The sequence below is a fragment of the Rhodococcus aetherivorans genome, assembly GCF_011058165.1.
In the GTDB taxonomy this organism is placed as follows: Bacteria; Actinomycetota; Actinomycetes; order Mycobacteriales; family Mycobacteriaceae; genus Rhodococcus; species Rhodococcus aetherivorans.
In genome coordinates this window covers 1-19,240 of record NZ_JAALEG010000059.1, presented here as the reverse complement: position 1 = coordinate 19,240, position 19,240 = coordinate 1, and the positions used below count along the sequence as shown (strand labels likewise).

17 protein-coding genes are annotated in these 19,240 nt (G+C 71.5%); 9 read left to right on the top strand and 8 right to left on the bottom strand.

Annotated features, from left to right (window positions below):
• Positions 1 to 4: 4 nt before the first annotated feature.
• Positions 5 to 757, top strand: a complete 753-nt coding sequence (locus G6039_RS20590) for a LysR substrate-binding domain-containing protein (protein ID WP_006935028.1) — start codon at positions 5 to 7, stop codon at positions 755 to 757.
• Positions 758 to 792: 35 nt separating this feature from the next.
• Here the strand turns inward: G6039_RS20590 and G6039_RS20585 are convergent, their stop codons facing one another.
• The gene (locus G6039_RS20585; protein ID WP_006935029.1) at positions 793 to 1,170 is read right to left on the bottom strand and encodes a VOC family protein; all 378 of its coding nucleotides are present in this window, start codon (positions 1,168 to 1,170) and stop codon (positions 793 to 795) included.
• Positions 1,171 to 1,265: 95 nt separating this feature from the next.
• Positions 1,266 to 1,922: a hypothetical protein gene (locus G6039_RS20580; protein ID WP_029543381.1), complete on the bottom strand. Its 657-nt coding sequence runs from the start codon at positions 1,920 to 1,922 to the stop codon at positions 1,266 to 1,268.
• 140 nt (positions 1,923 to 2,062) lie between these two features.
• On the opposite strand from G6039_RS20580, the gene G6039_RS20575 reads away from it, so the two are divergent.
• The 4 genes from G6039_RS20575 (at position 2,063) to G6039_RS20560 (ending at position 5,336) form a co-directional block, all read left to right on the top strand.
• Positions 2,063 to 3,112, top strand: a complete 1,050-nt coding sequence (locus G6039_RS20575) for an alpha/beta fold hydrolase (RefSeq protein WP_006935033.1) — start codon at positions 2,063 to 2,065, stop codon at positions 3,110 to 3,112.
• A 111-nt stretch (positions 3,113 to 3,223) separates the two neighbouring features.
• A complete protein-coding gene (locus G6039_RS20570) occupies positions 3,224 to 3,811 on the top strand; it encodes a cysteine dioxygenase family protein (protein WP_006935034.1) in 588 nt (195 codons plus the stop codon).
• A 52-nt stretch (positions 3,812 to 3,863) separates the two neighbouring features.
• A complete protein-coding gene (locus G6039_RS20565) occupies positions 3,864 to 4,961 on the top strand; it encodes an MBL fold metallo-hydrolase (protein ID WP_231385898.1) in 1,098 nt (365 codons plus the stop codon).
• 111 nt (positions 4,962 to 5,072) lie between these two features.
• A complete protein-coding gene (locus tag G6039_RS20560) occupies positions 5,073 to 5,336 on the top strand; it encodes a hypothetical protein (protein ID WP_006935037.1) in 264 nt (87 codons plus the stop codon).
• 49 nt (positions 5,337 to 5,385) lie between these two features.
• Here the strand turns inward: G6039_RS20560 and G6039_RS20555 are convergent, their stop codons facing one another.
• Positions 5,386 to 6,648 carry an aminotransferase family protein gene (locus G6039_RS20555; RefSeq protein WP_006935041.1) on the bottom strand — a complete coding sequence of 421 codons (1,263 nt, stop codon included), beginning with the start codon at positions 6,646 to 6,648 and terminating at the stop codon, positions 5,386 to 5,388.
• Positions 6,649 to 6,716: 68 nt separating this feature from the next.
• Between G6039_RS20555 and hrpA the strand changes: the two genes are divergently transcribed.
• Positions 6,717 to 10,637, top strand: coding sequence for an ATP-dependent RNA helicase HrpA (gene hrpA, locus G6039_RS20550; RefSeq protein WP_029543375.1), 3,921 nt, complete (start codon positions 6,717 to 6,719; stop codon positions 10,635 to 10,637).
• A 42-nt stretch (positions 10,638 to 10,679) separates the two neighbouring features.
• On the opposite strand, the gene nrdR is transcribed toward hrpA, so the two are convergent.
• Together nrdR and G6039_RS20540 are read right to left on the bottom strand one after the other, a co-directional pair.
• The gene (gene nrdR, locus G6039_RS20545) at positions 10,680 to 11,153 is read right to left on the bottom strand and encodes a transcriptional regulator NrdR (protein ID WP_029543374.1); all 474 of its coding nucleotides are present in this window, start codon (positions 11,151 to 11,153) and stop codon (positions 10,680 to 10,682) included.
• Positions 11,154 to 11,345: 192 nt separating this feature from the next.
• Positions 11,346 to 11,993 (bottom strand): LysM peptidoglycan-binding domain-containing protein, encoded by a 648-nt coding sequence (locus tag G6039_RS20540; RefSeq protein ID WP_029543372.1) that lies wholly within the window; start codon positions 11,991 to 11,993, stop codon positions 11,346 to 11,348.
• Positions 11,994 to 12,244: 251 nt separating this feature from the next.
• Between G6039_RS20540 and lexA the strand changes: the two genes are divergently transcribed.
• Positions 12,245 to 12,958 (top strand): transcriptional repressor LexA, encoded by a 714-nt coding sequence (lexA, locus tag G6039_RS20535; protein ID WP_006935055.1) that lies wholly within the window; start codon positions 12,245 to 12,247, stop codon positions 12,956 to 12,958.
• A gap of 94 nt (positions 12,959 to 13,052) precedes the next feature.
• On the opposite strand, the gene G6039_RS20530 is transcribed toward lexA, so the two are convergent.
• From G6039_RS20530 to ptsP, 3 genes are all read right to left on the bottom strand, one after another.
• The gene (locus G6039_RS20530) at positions 13,053 to 14,195 is read right to left on the bottom strand and encodes an acyl-CoA dehydrogenase family protein (protein ID WP_029543369.1); all 1,143 of its coding nucleotides are present in this window, start codon (positions 14,193 to 14,195) and stop codon (positions 13,053 to 13,055) included.
• Between the two features lie 80 nt (positions 14,196 to 14,275).
• A complete protein-coding gene (locus G6039_RS20525; protein WP_029543368.1) occupies positions 14,276 to 15,586 on the bottom strand; it encodes a uracil-xanthine permease family protein in 1,311 nt (436 codons plus the stop codon).
• Between the two features lie 73 nt (positions 15,587 to 15,659).
• Positions 15,660 to 17,345, bottom strand: a complete 1,686-nt coding sequence (ptsP, locus tag G6039_RS20520; protein ID WP_029543367.1) for a phosphoenolpyruvate--protein phosphotransferase — start codon at positions 17,343 to 17,345, stop codon at positions 15,660 to 15,662.
• 139 nt (positions 17,346 to 17,484) lie between these two features.
• Between ptsP and G6039_RS20515 the strand changes: the two genes are divergently transcribed.
• Positions 17,485 to 18,252 (top strand): DeoR/GlpR family DNA-binding transcription regulator, encoded by a 768-nt coding sequence (locus G6039_RS20515; protein WP_029543365.1) that lies wholly within the window; start codon positions 17,485 to 17,487, stop codon positions 18,250 to 18,252.
• Positions 18,249 to 19,240 (top strand): 1-phosphofructokinase family hexose kinase (locus G6039_RS20510; RefSeq protein ID WP_164528102.1); only part of this gene is annotated, 992 nt, incomplete at its 3' end. The genes G6039_RS20515 and G6039_RS20510, both read left to right, overlap by 4 nt.

Below are 19,240 nucleotides of genomic sequence, written 5' to 3'. Positions count from 1 at the left end.
GCGGGTGAGCGAAGAGTCCGCCCCGGTGTTCCGGCTGGCCTACGTCCCCGGGGTCACCCCCGCGAAATGGGTGCGGGTGTGGGCGGAGCGGATACCCGACGTCCCCCTCGAGCTGGTGCCCGTGGACGCCGCCGACGGCGAGGCCGCGGTGCGCGACGGCACGGTCGACGCGGCGGTGCTGCGGCTGCCGCTGCCGCGCGAGGGGCTGTCGGTGATCAATCTCTACACCGAGGTATCGGTGGTGGTGGTACCCGAGGAGCATGCCGTCGCGGCCGTCGACGAACTGAGCGTCGCCGATCTCGCGGAGGAAACGGTGCTGCATCCGCGCGACGACGTGCTGGACTGGGCGCGCCTGCCGGGAGAGGCGGCGTTCGAGCGCCCGGCCACGACGGAGACGGCCGTGTCGTACGTCGCCTCCGAGGTGGGGGTGCTGGTCGTGCCGCAGTCGCTGGCCCGGCTGTACCACCGCAAGGATCTGACGTACCGGCCGGTGACCGATGCCCCGCAGTCGCAGGTGGGCCTGGTGTGGCTTTCGGCGCGGACCACCGATCTGGTCGAGGAGTTCGTCGGGATCGTGCGCGGCCGCACCGCCAACAGCTCCCGCGGCCGGCAGGACGAGTCCCAGCCGAAGCAGAAACGGCGCGGGGAGCGGCAGGGATCGCAGCCGAAGAAGGTGGTCGGCGACAAGAAGCCGAAGACCCGCCGCGGAAACGCGGGCCGGCCGAAGAGCGCCGGACGGGCGCGCCGGCGCCGGTAGCCGCCCGGGAGGCCCCGGGCCGGAACACGGACCGCTCACGCGGACCGCACCAGGCAGAAGAGGTGGCCGCTCGGATCCCGGTAGGTGCGGAAGGTCGGGCTGGGGTTGGGCCCGACGACGCGGGTTGCGCCGTGCCGCAGCACCCACTCCTCCGCGGCGTCGAGGTCGTCGACCTCGAGGTCCAGGTGTGCCTGCAGCCCGACCCGGTCGTCCGGCCACGTCGACGGGGTGAACTCGGGGGCCAGCTGGAACGCCAGGCCCCCGCCGGCCGGGGCGCGCAACTGGACCCAGTCGTCGTCGGTGGCGGCGTCGTCGATGTCCCAGCCGAGCAGCACGGCGTAGAACGAGGCCAGCCCGGACGGGTCCGGCGTGTCGAGGACGTAGACCTGCAGTGCGATGGCGGGACGCGACATGGGCTCATGATCCCGCGAAGTCGTCGCGCGGGCCCGGCAAACGGGCCTATCCGGCGGCGTGGACCTCCGGCGGGGCGACCGAGCGCACCAGCCCCTCACCCGTTTTCGGGAGGCACGACCTCGATCTCGCGCCCCCATGCGACCCCGGGCGCGGCCGGCAACCGGTCCCCGCTCCAGAACCGTCCGGGGTCGTACCAGTTGCTGCCGCGCCCGCGTTGCTCGAGCAGCCCCATCGCCTCCAGGGTCGCGCCCACCACCTCGGCGCAGTACGCGCGCTCGAGACCCGCATCCGACGTGCGTTTCCGCCACGGCAGCCGGCCCGCGAACCAGCGCCCCGCCAGCCGGCCCGTCGAGGGGAACGGCGTGCCGTCCAGCCGGGCGACGGTGCGCAGCAGCTGATCCTCCTGCTCCGGCGTCACCTCGACGCCGAGCTGGCGCAGCCAGCCGCGCTGCCCGTACCGGGCACTCCACACCTGCACCGCCTCGCGCAGGTCGTGCAGCTGCACACCGCGGTGGTGCCGGCCGGTCCACATGTCCGGCAGGCTCCTGCCCAGCTCGGCATGCCACATCAGCGGTGGCAGATCAGCGAGGACCACCGCCATGCCGACGTGGTTGACGGGGGCGTTGGTCAGCGTCTGGATCGCCCGGTCGGCGTGGCTGCTGCCGCGGAAGATCCAGAGGTCGCCGGTGCGGGTCAGTTCCACCGCCTCGTCGAGGGTGATCCGGGACTGCGCTGAGCTCCGCTGCTGCATGACCGACAGCCTCTCACGCGGGGAGGTAACGGGATCCGGCCGCCGAGCACGGGAGGTGGTGGCCGGCCCGCCGTCGCTGCCCCGCCTCGCTGCGCCTCACCCGAGGTTGACAGCGCGGCAGACGGCGCTACGGTGCAGGGATGGACCACGAGGTCCGGTACGCCGCCAGCGGGGATGTCAGCATCGCGTACCAGGTGCTGGGCAAGGCGGGACCCGACCTCGTCTTCGTTCCGGGATTCGTCTCGCACCTCGACCTCGCCTGGGAGGAGCGGTTCTTCGCGCGTTTCCTGCGCGGCCTGGCGTCGTTCGCCCGGTTGATCTGGTTCGACAAGCGGGGCACCGGCCTGTCGGACGTGCCGCGGGAGGAGGTGTCCATGGACGCCTGCGTCGAGGACATCCGCGCCGTGATGGACGCCGCCGGGTCCCGGCGGGCGACCCTGTTCGGGGTCGCCGTCGGCGCCGGGATCTGCACCTCGTTCGCGTTGAAGTACCCCGGCCGCACACGTTCGATGATCCTGTGGGACGCCCATGCCCGGCTCCTGGAGGACGACGGGTATGCGGCGGGGTGGAGCGAGGAGTTCTTCTCGTCGGTCCTGGCCGGCATCGACGAGGGGTGGGCGACGGGCTCCGGCATCGCGTCGATGAATCCGACCCTGGCCGGGGACGAGCGGTATCGATCCTGGTTCGCGCGTCACGCCCGGGCGGCGGCGGGCCCGGCGCAGGCACGGGACCTGTTCCGGCTCTGCGCCGCGACCGATCTTCGTCCGAGGCTGCACGAGATTCGGGTGCCGACGCTCCTGCTCCACCACGTCGACGATCCGTGGCTGTCGGTCGAGCATTCCCGCTACGTCGCGGCGCGCGTTCCGGGCGCGACACTCGTCGAACTGCCCGGGATCGATCACTGGCCCTGGATCGGCGACATGGACGCGGTGCTGATCGAGATCGAGGCCTTCCTGACGGGGGTACGGCGGGGCCGCCGGGACCGCCCGGCCTGGGGGCCGGAGGCCCTGAGCACCCGCGAACGGGAGGTGGGCGCGCTGGCGGTCGCCGGACTCAGCTCCCCCGAGATCGGCCGGCGCCTGTTCATCAGCGAGCGAACCGTGGAGACCCACCTCGCCAACATCTACGCGAAGCTCGGCATCAACTCGAGGGTGGAGTTGGTGCGGCGGGCGGTCGAATTCGGTCTGTGAGCCGGCGCCCGGCACCACCGGGACGGCGCGCGACGTCCGTACTGGTACCGATGCATTCATCACTGTTGTGCGCATACCGTTCTCTTCGAGAGCGGTTGCAGGAGGTGCATCATGAACAGGCACACCGAAGTCGGCCACCGGCAGTCGATCCACGATCTGATCCCCCGCCTCCGACAGGCGTCCGCACTGCGCGACGGACCGGAGGCGGTCCGTGCGGTTCTGGCCGCAGCAGTCGCCGACGACAGCGACTGGCTGGACCCGCAGTACCAGGAGCGTCCCGAGACGCGGGACTGGGTGCTGTACCCCCTCTACCGGGCCTCGGACGGGCACCTGTCGATCCTGGTGGCGGTGTTCAAGGCCGGAGTGAGCACTCCGGCGCACAATCACGGCGCGTGGGCCGTGGTCGGCGTGTATCGGGGCCGGGAACGGGAGACGTGGTATCGCCGGCTCGACGACGGGAGTGTGCCGGGCAGGGCCCGGCTCCAGGTTGCCGACACCTTCGTGAACCCGCGGGGCACGGTGACCGTCGTTCCCGACGGAACGATCCACTCGGTGGAGGCACTCGACGGGACCGATGCGATCTCGATCCACGTCTACGGCACGGACATTCTCACGCAGAACCGCAGCACGTTCGATCTGCGGACGGGCAGCGAGGCGCCCTTCCGTCCCGATTTCACCGACCTCGGCCCCGAGCACTGACGGCCCGGCCGGCCGAAGGCTGTTTCACCGTATCCACCGGAAGGAGGAGGGCGTGAGGACGGGAGCGGAGACCCGCGATCGACGATCCGCCGGACAGCTGCCGGAGCGGGACCCCGTACGGGTGGAGCTCCGGCCGGTCGACGCGGTCGATGTGACGACGCTGGTGGACAACTCCTCCGACGTGCTGCTGCCCGACGTGGGGCCCGTCCGCCGCTGGGGGCCGGCCGGATCGGCAGGTCCGCTCCCGATCGTCCCCAGCGATCTGGCGGTCGGATTCCGGACTGTCGACCTCCTCCGAGCGGAGCACGGGTTCTCCGTACTGATCGAGGTCCGGGTCGGCGAAACCACGCACCGCGTGCTCTACGACGCGGGGGCCACGCCGGACGGCCTGATGGCGAATCTCGATCGGCTGGCGATCTCCCCGGACGGCATCGAGGCGATCGTGTTCAGCCACGGCCACTTCGACCACGTCATAGGTCTGCAGGGCCTCGCCCGCCGGCTCGGTTCCCGGCACCTGCCGATCCTCGTGCACCCCGACTTCTGGACGAGGCGGCGCATCGTCGGTCCCGACGGCGCCTTCGAGTTACCGACGCCGAGCCGCGCGGCGATCGAGGGCGCGGGATTCGTCGTCGTCGACAACCGGCGCCCCTCCTTCCTGCTGGACGGAATGCTCCTGGTGACCGGCCGGATCGCCCGGACCACCGAGTACGAGACCGGCATGCCGGGCCATCAAGCCCACCGGCACGGCCGCTGGCGGCCCGACCCGCTCATCCACGACGACCAGGCCGTCGTCCTGCACCTACGCGACCGGGGACTCGTCGTGCTCACCGGATGCGGGCACGCCGGGCTGATCAACATCCTCGAGCACGCCGAGCGGCTCACCGGGGTCGGCCGGCTCCATGCCGTCCTCGGCGGGTTCCATCTCCGCGACGGCCCGATCGTCCCCCGGACGGTGACCGCCCTCGCCGCGGCGGATCCGGCCGTGGTCGTGCCCGCCCACTGCACGTCGTGGAAGGCGCAGCACGCGCTGTTCACCGCCCTCCCGGACGCCTTCCACCCCAATGCCGTCGGCAGCCGATTCGAATTCCGGACAAGCCCGCAGCCGGATACGGCCGCGCAGGGACGCAACGGAGTACCGGACAGGCCCTGAGGCACACTGTTCGGCCGGAGCGTCCGGGCGATCGCGCCGATCGACGGTGGCGAGCATCGGTCCCAGGTGAGCGCGGCCCCAGCCCAATCCCTACCGTCTAGGCTCGCGCCCATGGCATTGAAGGGCAGGCAGTGGTGGAAGCTCGTCGGACTCGCCGGTGTGGTCGGCGTCGCGGCGACGGGCGCAGTCGTCGCGCGCGACGAGCGCAGACGACGCGCCCACACGCCCGACGAGGTACGCACGGTGCTCCACGACCGCTACGCCCGCGTCGCCGCCGCGCACGACACGCAGGGCGCGGTACCGCTGGACGACGTGCCCACGGGACTGCGCGAGCGGATCTGCACTGTGCTGCAACGGCTCCGCCCCCGCCGCTGACGCGACCCGCGGTGCCGGTGCCGAACGGTCGGCGCCGCTCGATCGTCGATCAACCCAGGGCCGAGGAGAACCCGTCCACGAGGCCCTGCACCTGCTCGTCCGTCATCACGAACGACGGCGAGATCTGCAGCGCACCCTGTCCCGCCGCCCGGCTCGAAACCCCGTGCCGCCGAAGCGCCTTCACGAACTCCAGCGCCTCACCCGGGTCGGCGAGCTGCACTGCGGCGACGGCGCCGAGACCACTGCGGACCTCCGCGACGCGCGGGTGCTCGGCCAGCGGGGACAGCTTCTCGTGCAGGGTCCGCTCCAACCGCGCCGACTCGTCGAGCAGGTTCTCGCGCTCGATGATGTCCAGGTTCGCCAGGGCAGCCGCGGCGGCACCGGCGTGCCCGCCGTAGGTGTAGCCGTGCCGCCACCACACCCCGCCGGCAAAGAACGGCTCGGCCACCTTCGGCGCCACGAACACCGCGCCCATCGGCACGTACCCCGAGGTGAGGCCCTTCGCCGTGGTGATCAGGTCGGGTTCGAGTCCGAACCGGCCAGAGGCGAACCACGACCCGCCGATGCGGCCGAAGCCGGTGACCACCTCGTCGACCACGAAGAGCACGTCGTGCTCGCGGCAGATGTCGCGGACCTCGGCGAGATAGCCCTCCGGCGGCAGGTACACCCCACCCGCGCCGATGATCGGCTCACAGAAGAACGCCGCGATCCGGTCCGCGCCGACCCGCTCGATGAGGGCGAGCAACGACTTCGCGTCGTCCCAGGCCACCTTCGCGGCGTCGTCCCACAGGTTCCCGTACCCCTCGGCGTTGACGGGGATCCCGGCGAGCGACGTGCCTCCGACGTGCATGCCGTGGTAAGCCTTCTCGCGACTGACGACGAGGGTCTTCTCCGGCCGGCCCATCTCCTGCCAGTAGCGGCGCGTCAGCTTGGCCGCGGTGTCGATCGAATCGGAACCGCCCGAGGTGAAGAAGATCTTGCTGCCGGGAACGGGAGCGATCGTCGCGAGCCGCTCGGCCAGCTCGACGGTCGGCTCCGCGGCGAGGTCACCGAAGTTGGAGTAGTGCGCCACCTTCGCCAGCTGCGCCGCCACCGCGTCACCGATCTCGGAGCGGCCGTGGCCGACGTTCGCGAACCACAGGCCGGCGGTCGCGTCGAGATAGCGGGTGCCGGCGGAATCCCAGATGTAGGCGCCCTCTCCGCGCGCGACGACGAACGCACCGTCCCGCTCGACGACACCCATGTCTGCGAACCCGTGCCACAACGCGCCCACGATCTGCTCCTGTTCCACGAACGGCGATGAAATTGCCATCCTATGCGGCGACGGTCCGCGGGTGCCGCGCGGCGACGGTCCGCGCTTCGCTAGGCTGTTGATTCAGCATGTCCACCTCACCCGAGACTCCGCGCTCCCCCGCCCCGCCCGGGGCGACCCGTCGCGACCTGAAGGCAGGCCTCACCGAGGTATCGCTGCGCGATGAGCACCGCATCCGCCGGCGGCTCGACCGCGCCCGCGGACCCGAGGCGCTGGCGAAGATCGCCGACGAGATCGAGCAGGCGCGGTTGCGGCTCGCGGCGCGGGCGGCCGGCGTGCCGACGGTCACCTACCCCGACAACCTCCCGGTCTCGCAGCGCAGGGACGACATCGCCGCCGCGATCCGCGACCACCAGGTGGTGATCGTCGCCGGCGAGACCGGCTCCGGCAAGACCACGCAGATCCCGAAGATCTGCCTCGAACTCGGCCGCGGCGTCCGCGGCCTGATCGGGCACACGCAGCCGCGCCGCATCGCGGCCCGGGCGGTCGCCGAGCGCATCGCCGAGGAACTCGACTCCGAACTCGGCGACACCGTCGGCTACACCGTCCGGTTCACCGACCGGGTGTCGGACTCGACGCTGATCAAGCTGATGACCGACGGCATCCTCCTCGCCGAGATCCAGCGCGATCGGCTGCTGCGCCGTTACGACACCCTCGTCATCGACGAGGCCCACGAACGCAGCCTCAACATCGACTTCATCCTCGGCTACCTCAAGGAACTGCTGCCCCGGCGGCCGGACCTGAAGGTGATCATCACCTCGGCGACCATCGACCCGGAACGGTTCGCGAACCACTTCGCAGCGGCCGACGGCACGCCCGCGCCCATCGTCGAGGTCTCCGGCCGCACCTATCCGGTCGAGATCCGGTACCGTCCCCTGACGGTCGAGGTGGGCGACGCGCTCGTCGACCGCGACCCGGTGGATGCCGTCTGTGAGGCGGTCGAGGAACTCTGCGCCGAGGGAGACGGGGACATCCTCGTGTTCCTCTCCGGTGAACGCGAGATCCGCGACACCGCCGACGCGCTGCGCGACCGCAAGCTACGGGGCACCGAGATCCTGCCGCTGTACGCGCGGCTGTCCGCCGCCGAGCAGCACCGGGTGTTCACCCCACACACCGGCCGGCGAGTGGTGCTGTCCACCAACGTCGCCGAAACCTCGCTCACCGTGCCCGGTATCCGCTACGTCGTCGACCCCGGCACCGCGCGGATCTCCCGCTACTCGGTGCGCACCAAGGTCCAGCGACTGCCCATCGAGGAGATCTCGCAGGCCTCCGCCCGGCAGCGGTCCGGCCGCTGCGGCCGCGTCGCCGACGGCATCTGTATCCGGCTGTACTCCGAGGAGGACTTCGAGGCCCGCCCCGAGTTCACCGAACCGGAGATCCTGCGCACCAACCTCGCCTCGGTCGTGCTGCAGATGACGGCGCTCGGGCTCGGCGACCTCGCCTCGTTCCCATTCGTCGAGGCCCCCGACCCGCGGGCCGTCCGCGACGGTGTCGCGCTGCTCGAGGAACTCGGTGCGCTCGAACCGCCGTCGAAGGACGAACCACCGAAACTGACCGGCACCGGACGCGAACTCGCGCTGTTGCCGGTCGATCCGCGCATGGCGCGGATGATCGTGGAGGGTCACCGCAACGGGTGCCTGCGCGAGGTCCTGATCATCGTTGCGGCGCTGTCGATCCAGGACGTGCGCGAACGGCCGGCCGAGTTCCAGCAGGCGGCGGACGAGAAGCACGCCCGGTTCGCCGTCGAGGGCTCGGACTTCCTTGCGTACCTGAAGCTGTGGGACTACCTGAAGGAGCAACGGAAGGAACTGTCGTCCAGCCGGTTCCGCAAGATGTGCCGCGACGAGTTCCTGCACTGGCTGCGGATCCGGGAATGGCAGGATCTGCAGGGCCAGCTGCGCCAGATCACCCTCAACCTCGGGTGGGAGACGCGGCATCAGGACGTCGGCCACGACGCGATCCACCAGTCGCTGCTGGCCGGGCTGCTCTCGCACGTCGGCGTGCGTGAGGGCGAGAAGCGGGACTTCCTCGGCGCGCGCGGGACCCGGTTCGCGATCTTCCCCGGCTCGTCGCTGTCCAAGAAGCCGCCGCGCTGGGTGATGGCCGCCGAGCTGGTCGAGACGTCGCGGCTGTGGGCTCGGGTCACCGCGCGGATCGAACCCGAATGGGCCGAGAAGCTCGCCCCGCACCTGGTCAAGCGCACCTACTCCGAACCGCACTGGTCCACCAGGCGCGAGGCCGCCATGGCCTACGAGCGGGTCACGCTCTACGGCATTCCCCTGGTCGCGCAACGGCCCGTGCAGTACGGCCCGATCGACCGCGAGGCCTCACGCGAGCTGTTCATCCGGCATGCCCTCGTCCAGGGCGAATGGCGGACGCGCCACAGGTTCTTCCACGCCAACCGTGAGTTGCTCGAGGACGTGGAGGCGCTCGAGCACCGGGCCCGCAGGCGCGACATCCTCGTCGACGACGAGACCCTGTTCGAGTTCTACGACCAGCGCGTCGGACCGGAGGTCGTCTCGGCGCGGCACTTCGACGCGTGGTGGAAGAAGGAGCGGCAGAAGAATCCCGACCTGTTGACCTTCACCCCGGAAACGGTGGTCAACCAGGAGGCGCCCACCGTCCTCGGCGGCGACTACCCCGACGCGTGGCGGCAGGGCGATCTGCAGTTCCCCCTCACCTACCAGTTCGAGCCCGGCACCGAGGAGGACGGCGTCACCGTCCGCATTCCCGTCGCGCTGCTGGCCGGGGTCCGGCCGGTCGGCTTCGACTGGTCGGTACCCGGTATGCGGGTCGAGCTGGTCACCGCCCTGATCAAGACGCTTCCCAAGCATCTTCGCCGCCAAGTCGTTCCGGCACCGGACTTCGCTGCGGCAGCCCTCGCGTCCGTGCAGCCGCGCTCCGAGCCGCTCGTCAACGCGATGGCGCGGGAGCTGTCGCGGCTCGGCGCGGCGCGGATCGAGCCGAGCGACTTCGACCCGACCGCCCTGCCGGACCACCTGCGGATGACGTTCGCGGCCGTCGACGAACGCGGCGCCGTACTCGCGCGCAGCAAGAGCCTGACCGCGCTGCGCAGGCAGCTGGCGAACCGTGTCGAGGCCGAGGTCTCCCGGGCGGCGTCGAGCACCGAGCGCGCGCCGGCACTGGTATGGACAGCCGAGACGCTCGGCACCCTCGAGCCCACGGTCACACGCACCGTCGCCGGCCAGCAGGTGACCGGATATCCGACGCTGGTCGCCGAGGATGGTGGCGTGGCCGTGCGGGTGCTCAGCACCCCGCACGCGCAGCAGGCCGCGATGCGCACCGGGCTGCGGGCTCTGCTGCTCGAGGCGGTCCCGATGCAGGCGCGCGCCGCGACGTCGGGCCTGAGCAACGGCGAACGGCTGGCGCTCGGCCGCAATCCGGACGGCTCGTTCGAGGATCTGCTCGAGGACTGCCGGGCGTGCGCCGTGGACGAGCTGATCGCCCGGCACGGCAAGCCGGTGCGCACACCGGACGAGTTCACCGCGCTGGCGAAGGTGGTGCGGGCCCAGCTGCCGGGCCGGGTGGCGGCGCTGCTGAAGCTCGTCGTCCCCGCCCTGGCCAGGGCACACGAGGTGGAGGTGCTGCTCGAACGGGTGCGCGGCGAGGCCGCCGAGGACGTGCGTGAACAGCTGACCTCGCTGCTGTTCCGGGGTTTCGTCGCCGAACTCGGCAGTGCCCGGCTGGCCGACCTGCCCCGCTACCTGGCGGCGGCGGCACACCGGCTCGAATCGCTGCCGGCGAGCGCGCTTCGCGACCGGCAGGGCATGGACGTGCTGGACCGGGTCTACGCCGAGTACGACCGACTGCTCGCCCGGCTGCCGGAGGAGCGGGCCACGGCTGCCGACGTGGTGGAGGTCTCGTGGATGATGGAGGAGTTGCGGGTCAGCCTGTTCGCGCAGCACCTCGGCACCCGCGGGCCGATCTCGGAGACGCGAATCCTCAAGGCCGTCGCGGCGATTCGCTGATCCGGCGACGAGGATCCCGGCGCGCGCCGAACGGCGCGGCGCTCAGTCCGGGGACTCGGTCTCGCGTCGGTGCTGGTGCTCGCGCAGTTCCTTGATCTCGCGCTCGAAATCCTCTGCGGAGCTGAAGGACCGGTAGACGGAGGCGAATCGCAGATACGCCACCTCGTCCAGGTCCCGCAGCGGGCCGAGGATGGCCAGACCGACCTCGTTGCTCGGAATCTCCGGGGAACCCTTGGCCCGCACCGCGTCCTCGACCTGCTGGGCGAGGAGGTTGAGGGCGTCGTTGTCGACGTCGCGGCCCTGGCAGGCACGGGCCACCCCGCGCACCACCTTCTCCCGGCTGAACGGTTCGGTGACGCCGCTGCGCTTGACGACCGACAGCACCGCCGTCTCGACGGTGGTGAAACGCCTGCCGCACTGGGGGCATGCCCTTCGGCGACGGATCGCGGCCCCCTCGTCGGCTTCGCGGGAATCGACGACGCGGGAATCGGGGTGCCGGCAATACGGGCAGTACATGTCGATTCCTTCGTCGTAGCCGTGCTGGCCGCGACGTCGGCGTCGAACCGATGCCGTCCTCCCGAGACCGGACTCACCGGCAGGCGAATCGCTCTCGGCGCGACCACACGAGGTGGTGTGACTGACAAGAGTCGACAATACCTGCATACCCGGATCGTCGGCCGGATCCGGTACCCGCCCGTCCATGCCGGTTCACCGCGGCGCGGAGGCCGGAACGAGCAGGGTCTGGCCGTCCCGCAGACGGCCGTCCGACATGGCATTGAGTTCGAGGATCCGCTCGATCGCCTCGGGGCGGGGCAAACCCGGAGTCACCCGCGCCGCGACGTCGCCGAGCGACTCCCCCGCCTGCACGACGGTGACGTCGGTACGTGCGGCCCCGGCCGCAACCTGGCTGGTGCGCAGGTGGGCAATCCCGAGCAGTCCCGCGGTCGCGACCGCGGTCAGCAGGGCCGTCGCCAGTACGGTGCGCAGGCCGGGCTGCGCGGTCCCGGCGGGCCGGTGCGGGACGCGCGAGACCCGGACCGGAGCGCGCCGGTAGTCCACCACCCCCGGATCCGGGCGGACCGGCAGCCGCCGGTCCGGCGCCTCGTGCGGCCGCCGGGCGAGGTGCGTCGCCGCGGAGCGTCGTGCCCGGCCCTCGCCGTCCCGTCCGGTGTCGTACTGCCCTGGGTCCTCGAACTGCCCTGGGTCCTCGAACTGCCCGGTGTCGTTGCACGGCCCTGTGTCGCACTGCCCGGTGTCGTCGTAGTGTCCCGTGTCGTACTGCCCGGTGTCGTCGCACTGGTCTGGGTGGTGCCGGGTGTCGTTCCATTCGGTGCGGCGAACTGCTGATGTCCTCATCGAGGCCTCCGTGTCGCTCGTCCGCGGGACGGGGCCCGCGGCGGAACTTCGGTCACCGCTCGATCGACGGCGAGAGTAATTCGATCACCTGTTCGAAAGAACGTGTGTTCGATGTGTACCACGCCGCTCCGACAAAGTCAGCACTACCGGCCGAAAATCTCGAACAGATGTTTGATAACCGGCCATCGGAGAGCTAGATTCGATCCATCACATCCAGCACATCCGACACACGACGCACGGAGGTCACGATCATGACGGACGGCCATCCCCGGGCCGGGCGGAGCCGGACGACCACCGCCGATCCGGCCGCCGGCCTGACCGAACGCCAGCGCCGCGTCCTCGAGGTGATCCGCGAATCGGTCACCGAACGGGGCTACCCTCCGAGCATCCGCGAGATCGGCGACGCGGTGGGCCTCAACTCCACCTCGTCGGTGGCGCACCAGTTGCGCACCCTCGAACGCAAGGGCTTCCTCCGGCGCGATCCGAACCGCCCCCGGGCAGTGGACGTGCGCGGCCTCGACGATCCGCAGCCTGCGGCCCCGCAGGCGCAGCCGGCGGAGGGGGTCGACACCGCCGCCGAGTCCGCCACGCCGGCCGCCATGGTTCCCGTGCTGGGCAGGATCGCGGCGGGCGGTCCGATCCTGGCGGAGGAGTCCGTCGAGGACGTGTTCCCGCTCCCGAGAGAACTGGTGGGGCAGGGTTCGCTGTTCCTGCTCAAGGTGGTCGGCGAATCGATGGTCGATGCGGCCATCTGCGACGGTGACTGGGTGGTGGTGCGCCAGCAGAACGTCGCGGACAACGGCGATATCGTCGCCGCGATGCTCGACGGCGAAGCGACCGTGAAGACGTTCAAGCGCGTGAAGAAGGACGTGTGGCTGATGCCGCACAACCCGATGTTCGAACCGATTCCGGGCAACGACGCCGTCATCCTGGGCAAGGTCGTCACCGTGATCCGCAAGCTCTGACCTCGCTCCTCCCCCGCGAACGCGCGCGGGCGGCGCCGCGGATCGCGGCGCCGCCCGTGCTCGTTCCGGGCCGGGACCGGTGCCCCGGGGCCGGTCAGAGATTCAGGCCGCGGCCGATGATGTCCTTCATGATCTCGTTGGTGCCGCCGTAGATCTTCTGCACGCGGGCGTCGAGATACGCCTTCGCGACCGGGTATTCGCGCATGTAGCCGTAACCGCCGTGCAACTGCAGGCACCGGTCGATCAGCTCGACCTGCTTGTCGGTGGTCCAGTACTTGGCCATCGCCGCCTCCTGCACGCTCAGGGTTCCGGCGTTGAGCTGCTCGATGCACCTGTCGACGAACACGCGCGCGAGGGTGGTCTCGGTGGCCAGCTCCGCCAGCTCGAACCGGGTGTTCTGGAAGCTGCCGATCGACTTGCCGAACGCCTTGCGGTCGCGGCAGTACTGCATCGTGTCCTCGAGCACGGCCTCCATCGCCGCCGCCGCCACCACGGCGATCGACAGGCGCTCCTGCGGCAGGTTCTGCATCAGGTAGATGAAGCCCAGGCCCTCCTCACCGAGGAGGTTGGCGGCGGGCACCCGCACGTCGGTGAAGTGCAGCTCGGCGGTGTCCTGCGCCGCGAGGCCGATCTTGTCGAGATTGCGGCCGCGCTCGAAGCCGGCCATCCCGCGCTCGACGACGAGGAGCGAGAAGCCCTGCGCCCCCTTGTCCGGGTCGGTGCAGGCGACGACGATCACCAGGTCCGCGTTGATGCCGTTGGTGATGAAGGTCTTGGAACCGTTGAGGATCCACTCGTCGCCGTCCCGCACCGCGCGGGTCTTGATGCCCTGCAGGTCGCTGCCCGTGCCGGGCTCGGTCATCGCGATCGCGGTGATGATCTCGCCGGAACAGAATCCCGGCAGCCAGCGCCGCTTCTGCTCCTCGTTCGCCAGCTTCAGCAGGTACGGCGCCACGACGTCGTTGTGCAGCATGAAACCGATGCCGCTGAAACCTCCGCGCGTGGTCTCCTCGGTGACGATCGTGTTGTAGCGGAAGTCCTCGACACCGCCGCCGCCGTACTCCTCGGGCACGGCCATGCCCAGGAAGCCCTGCGCGCCTGCCTTCTTCCAGACCTCACGGTCGACGATCTTGTCCTGCTCCCACTGCTCGTGGAAGGGAGCCACCTCCTGCTCGAGGAACTTCCGGTACGACTCGCGGAAAAGTTCGTGCTCGGGCTCGAAGAGGGTGCGTTCCATGTGCGCTCCTGTATCCGATGACGTACGTCACGCTCACGGTAGACATCGGAGGACGGGTCTGACGCTGACAGGAACGAGCGTTATTTGTGACCGGACACGCCGGGCGGCCGGCGGCGCAGGTCCGCCAATCGCCGCAGGAGCGGGTAGGCGATCAGGATGCCGATCGAGCCCCACGCGATGCCACCGAGTTCGACGGAACCCACAGTGAGGGTGAGGTCGCCGATCCCGGCCACGAGCGCGGCGGCGGCCACCGTGAGGTTGACCGGATCGGTGAAGTCGACCTTCGCCTCCATCCAGATCCGCACGCCGAGGATGCCGATCAAGCCGTACAGGACCAGGGTGGCGCCGCCGAGCACGCCGTCCGGGACGGTGAAGACGAGGGCACCGAACTTCGGGGAGAAGGCGAGGACCACGGCCGTCGCGGCGGCCACCCAGTACGCCGCGGTCGAGTACACCCGCGTCGCGGCCATCACGCCGATGTTCTCGGCGTAGGTGGTGGTGCCCGAGCCGCCACCGACCCCGGCGAGCGTCGTGGCCAGGCCGTCGGCGAGCAGCGCGTCGCCGGCGACGTCGTCGAGATTGCGGCCGGTCATGGCCGCCACGGCCTTGACGTGGCCGACGTTCTCGGCGACGAGAACCACCACGACGGGCAGGGCGATCAGCACCACGGACAGCTCGAACGCGGGGGCGCGCAGTTCGGGCAGGCCGAACCACGCGGCGTCGCGCAGGGCCGCGACGCGTTCCTCGGCGAGGCCGCCGGAGACGGCGGCGAAGAGCCAGCCGACGATCACGCCGACGAGAATGCCGAGGCGGCCGACGAGGCCGGGGCCGAGCACCGTGACGAGCAGGATCGCGGCCAGCGTGATCGCCGCGACGAGCGGCTGGGCCTCGAAGGATCCGACCGCGACCGGCGCGAGGTTCAGGCCGATGAGGGCGACGATCGCGCCGGTCACGACGGGCGGCATCAGCGCGTCGACGACGCGGGACCCCAGCGCCTTGACGACGAGACCGACGAGCGCGAGGGCGACTCCTACGGCGACGATGCCGCCGAGCTGGGCGGCGGGGCCCTCGCCGGCCGAGGCCGCCAGCGGCGCGATGAACGCGAACGACGAGCCGAGATAGCTGGGCACCCGGCCGCGGGTGATCAGCAGGAACAGGGCGGTGCCGACACCGGAGAAGAGCAGCGTCGTGGTGACCGGGAAGCCTGTGATCGTCGGCACGAGCAGCGTGGCGCCGAACATCGCGATCACGTGCTGCATGCCGATGCCCACGGTGCGGGGCCAGGACAGTCGTTCGTCCGGGGCGACGACCTCGCCGTCGGCAACGCGACGTCCGTCGCCGTGCAGGGTCCAGCCGAACCCGGCCGTCCGCGTCCTCAGTTGTTCGTTCACAACGGGGAATGGTAGGCGCCGGCCGGCTCCGGGAGCAGGTCGCGGGGGTCGCTCCCGACGCGGATCACCTCGGTCAGGCGAGCACGCGGGCCGCCGCCTCGCGCGCCTCGCCGGGGTCGACGGTGCGGAGCACTTCGTCCGCGGCCTCGCGGCACCGGTCGAGGGTGACCGTGGCCAGGCGGGAGCCGACGCCGGCGACGGCTGCTGCCGCACAGGACAACGAGGTGACCCCCATGCCGGTCAGGACACAGCCGAGCAACGGGTCGGCTGCCGCCTCCCCGCACACCCCGACCCGCTTGCCGGCCGCGCGCCCGGCGGCGGCGGTGCGGGCGACCAGGGCCAGCACGGCCGGCTGCCACGGGTCGGTGAGGGCCGCGAGGTGCGGCGACATGCGGTCCGCGGCCATCGTGTACTGCGCGAGGTCGTTGGTGCCGATCGACAGGAAGTCGACGTGTTCGAGGAGGCGTTCGGCGAGCAGCGCGGCAGCCGGCACCTCCACCATCACCCCCGGCACGAGGTCGCGGGCGCGGACGGCGGCGGCGAAGTGCGCGGCCTCCGCGACGGTCGCGATCATCGGCGCCATCACCCACGGCGCGGCGCCTGTGCGGGCGGCCGCGGCGGCGACGGCGTCGAGCTGCCGGTCGAGCAGTCCTTCGGTGGCGGTCGCGATCCGGATGCCGCGCAACCCGAGTGCGGGGTTGTGCTCGTCGGGGTGGTTGACGAAGCGCAGCGGCTTGTCGGAGCCCGCGTCGAGGGTCCGCAGGACGACCTTCCGGCCGGCGAAGGCGGTGAAGACCTCCGCGTAGATCGCGGCCTGTTCCTCGACGGTCGGCTCGGTTTCCCGGTCCAGGAAGCACAGCTCGGTCCGAAACAGGCCGACCCCCTCGGCCGGGGTCTCGCGGGCGGCACGGGCACCGGCGCCGTCCTGCACGTTCGCGAGGATCTCGACACGATGACCGTCCGCGGTGGTGCCGGGGCCGGCCCAGGACGCGATGCGCGCACGCTCGCTGCGGTCGGTTGCGACCGCAGCGGCCGCGCCTTCGGGGTCGGGGTCGAGACGGATCTCACCGGCGGCCCCGTCGAGGAGGACGCGGGTGCCGGCGGGAACGGTGTCCAGGTCGGCCGCCGCGACCACGCAGGGGATGCCGAGCTGCCGGGCGATGATCGCGGTGTGGCTGGTGGGCCCGCCGAGGGTGGTGGCGAGCCCGATCACGCGGGTCGGATCGAGGCCGGCGGTGTCGGCGGGGGCGAGGTCCTCCGCGAAGAGAATCGACGGTTCCTCGGGCAGGTCGAGACCGGGTTCGGGGTGGCCGCTGAGCTCGGCGAGCACGCGGTCGCGGATGTCGAGGAGGTCGGTGACGCGCTCGGCCATCAGCCCGCCGAGCTTGGTGAACATGTCGGCGAACTGGTCGGTGGCGCCGACGGCGGCCTCGACCGCGCCGGCTCCGCTGCGGATCTTCGCGGCGACGGCGCCGAGCCAGCCGCGGTCCTCGGCGAGCTGGGCGTTGGCGAGCAGGACCTCGGCGGCGGCGCCCGAGGCCTGGCCGGCGCGGCTGCGCAGCCGGTCCGCGACGGTGGTGGCGGCCGCCCGGAAACGCTCCGCCTCGGCGTCGCGCGCGGTGTCCGGGATGCTCTCGAACGTGGCGGGTATCTGCGGCCGCGGCGCGGGGCGCACGACTGGGCCGTAGGCAACCCCGGGCACGACGGGCGTGCCCCGAACGATCGACATCTCCGCCGCTGCGGGAATCACCTTCTCCATGTCTCCTCCTCGCCGCCCGGTGTGTCGGGATGGGCCTCCGGGGTAATTCTGTGATCGAGATTACTCCGAACCATTGACATGTCAACACATACGGGCGTAAAACAACATAAACCAACATTTCGGCGGTGAGGAGCCCGGCGTGTACGCAGAGGAACGGCAGCAGGCGATCGCCGAGCTGATCGGCCGACGGGGACGGATGTCCGTCGCCGATCTGGCCACCCGTTTCCGCGTCACCACCGAGACCGTCCGCCGGGACCTCGCCCTGCTCGAGCGGCTCGGCCATGTGCGCCGGGTGCACGGCGGCGCGATCCCCACCGCAGCGCTCACGGTGACCGAACCCGCGCTGAGCGAGCGCGAGCACACCCACGCCGCACAGAAAGACCGGATCGCCGCCGCGGCGGCCCGGTACCTTCCCCCCGCCGGCGGCAGTGTGGTGTTCGACGCCGGCACCACCACCGGCCGGCTGGTGGCGGCGCTGCCCGCCGACGTGGACCTCGAGGTGGTCACCAACTCGGTTCCGATCGCCGCGCGGCTCGCCGGCCTCGGATCGGTGCGCCTGCACATGCTCGGCGGCCGGGTCCGCGGGATCACGCAGGCCAGCGTGGGCGAGGACGCGCTGCGATTCCTCCGGGCTCTGCACGTCGACGTCGCCTTCATCGGCACCAACGCGCTCAGCGTCGGCCACGGCCTGTCCACTCCCGACCCGGACGAGGCCGCCGTCAAGCGCGCGATGGTCCGATGCGCCGACCGGGTGGTCGTCGTCGCCGACTCCTCCAAGATCGGCCGACAGCACCTGATCAGCTTCGCCCCCGTCGACGCCGTGGACGTGCTCGTCACGGACACCGAGATCGACGACACCGACTGCAAAGAGCTCACCGACAACGGAATCGAGGTGGTGACGGCATGATCGTCACGCTGACCGCCAACCCCAGCCTGGACCGGACGGTCGCACTGACGGGCCCGCTCGTCCGCGGCGCCGTGCACCGCGCCGCCGCCACCCGCGTGGACCCGGGCGGCAAGGGCGTCAACGTCGCCCGCGTGCTCCGCGCGGCCGGCCGGCCGGTCCTGGCCGTCCTGCCGGGAAACACCGGCGACCCGTTGCTCGCCGCGCTCGACGACCACGGCATCGGCTACCGCGCCGTTCCGACCGGGGGCTTCGCGCGCAGCAACATCACCGTCGCCGAGCCCGACGGCACCACCACCAAGCTCAACGAGCCCGGCCCGGCGTATACCGAAGGGACACTCGATGCGCTGCGCCGGACCGTCGTCGATGCCGCCGCCGACGCCCGCTGGGTGGTGATGTCCGGATCGCTGCCGCCCGGCGTGCCCGCCGACTGGTACGCCGATCTCGTCCGCTCCGTCCGCGCGGCCGCCGTCGACGGGTCCGTCGCGTGCCGCATCGCGGTGGACACCTCCGAGTCTCCCCTGCTGTCGCTCGCGGCCCGGTTCCCCGACGCCGCCCCCGACCTGCTCAAACCGAACTCGGACGAGCTCGCCCAGCTCACCGGCGCGGACGCCGCCGCCCTGGAATCCGCGGCGGCGGCCGGCGACACCGGACCCGTCGTCGCCGCCGGACGCCGGCTCGTCGCGCGCGGCGTCGGGGCGGTGCTGGCCACGCTCGGCGCGGCCGGCGCGGTGCTGATCACCGCCGAGGGTGCCTGGCACGCGGTGCCCGGACCCGTGACCGCGCGCAGCACCGTCGGCGCCGGCGACTCCTCCCTCGCCGGCTATCTCGTCGCGGAGCTGGCCGGGCTCGGCCCCGCCGAGCGCCTCCGCCACGCCGTCGCGTACGGCTCGGCGGCCGTGGCACTTCCCGGCACCACGCTTCCCGGACCCGACGACGTCGACACCGGCGCCGTCGAGGTCGCTCCGCTCCGCCCCGTTCCCCTGGACAC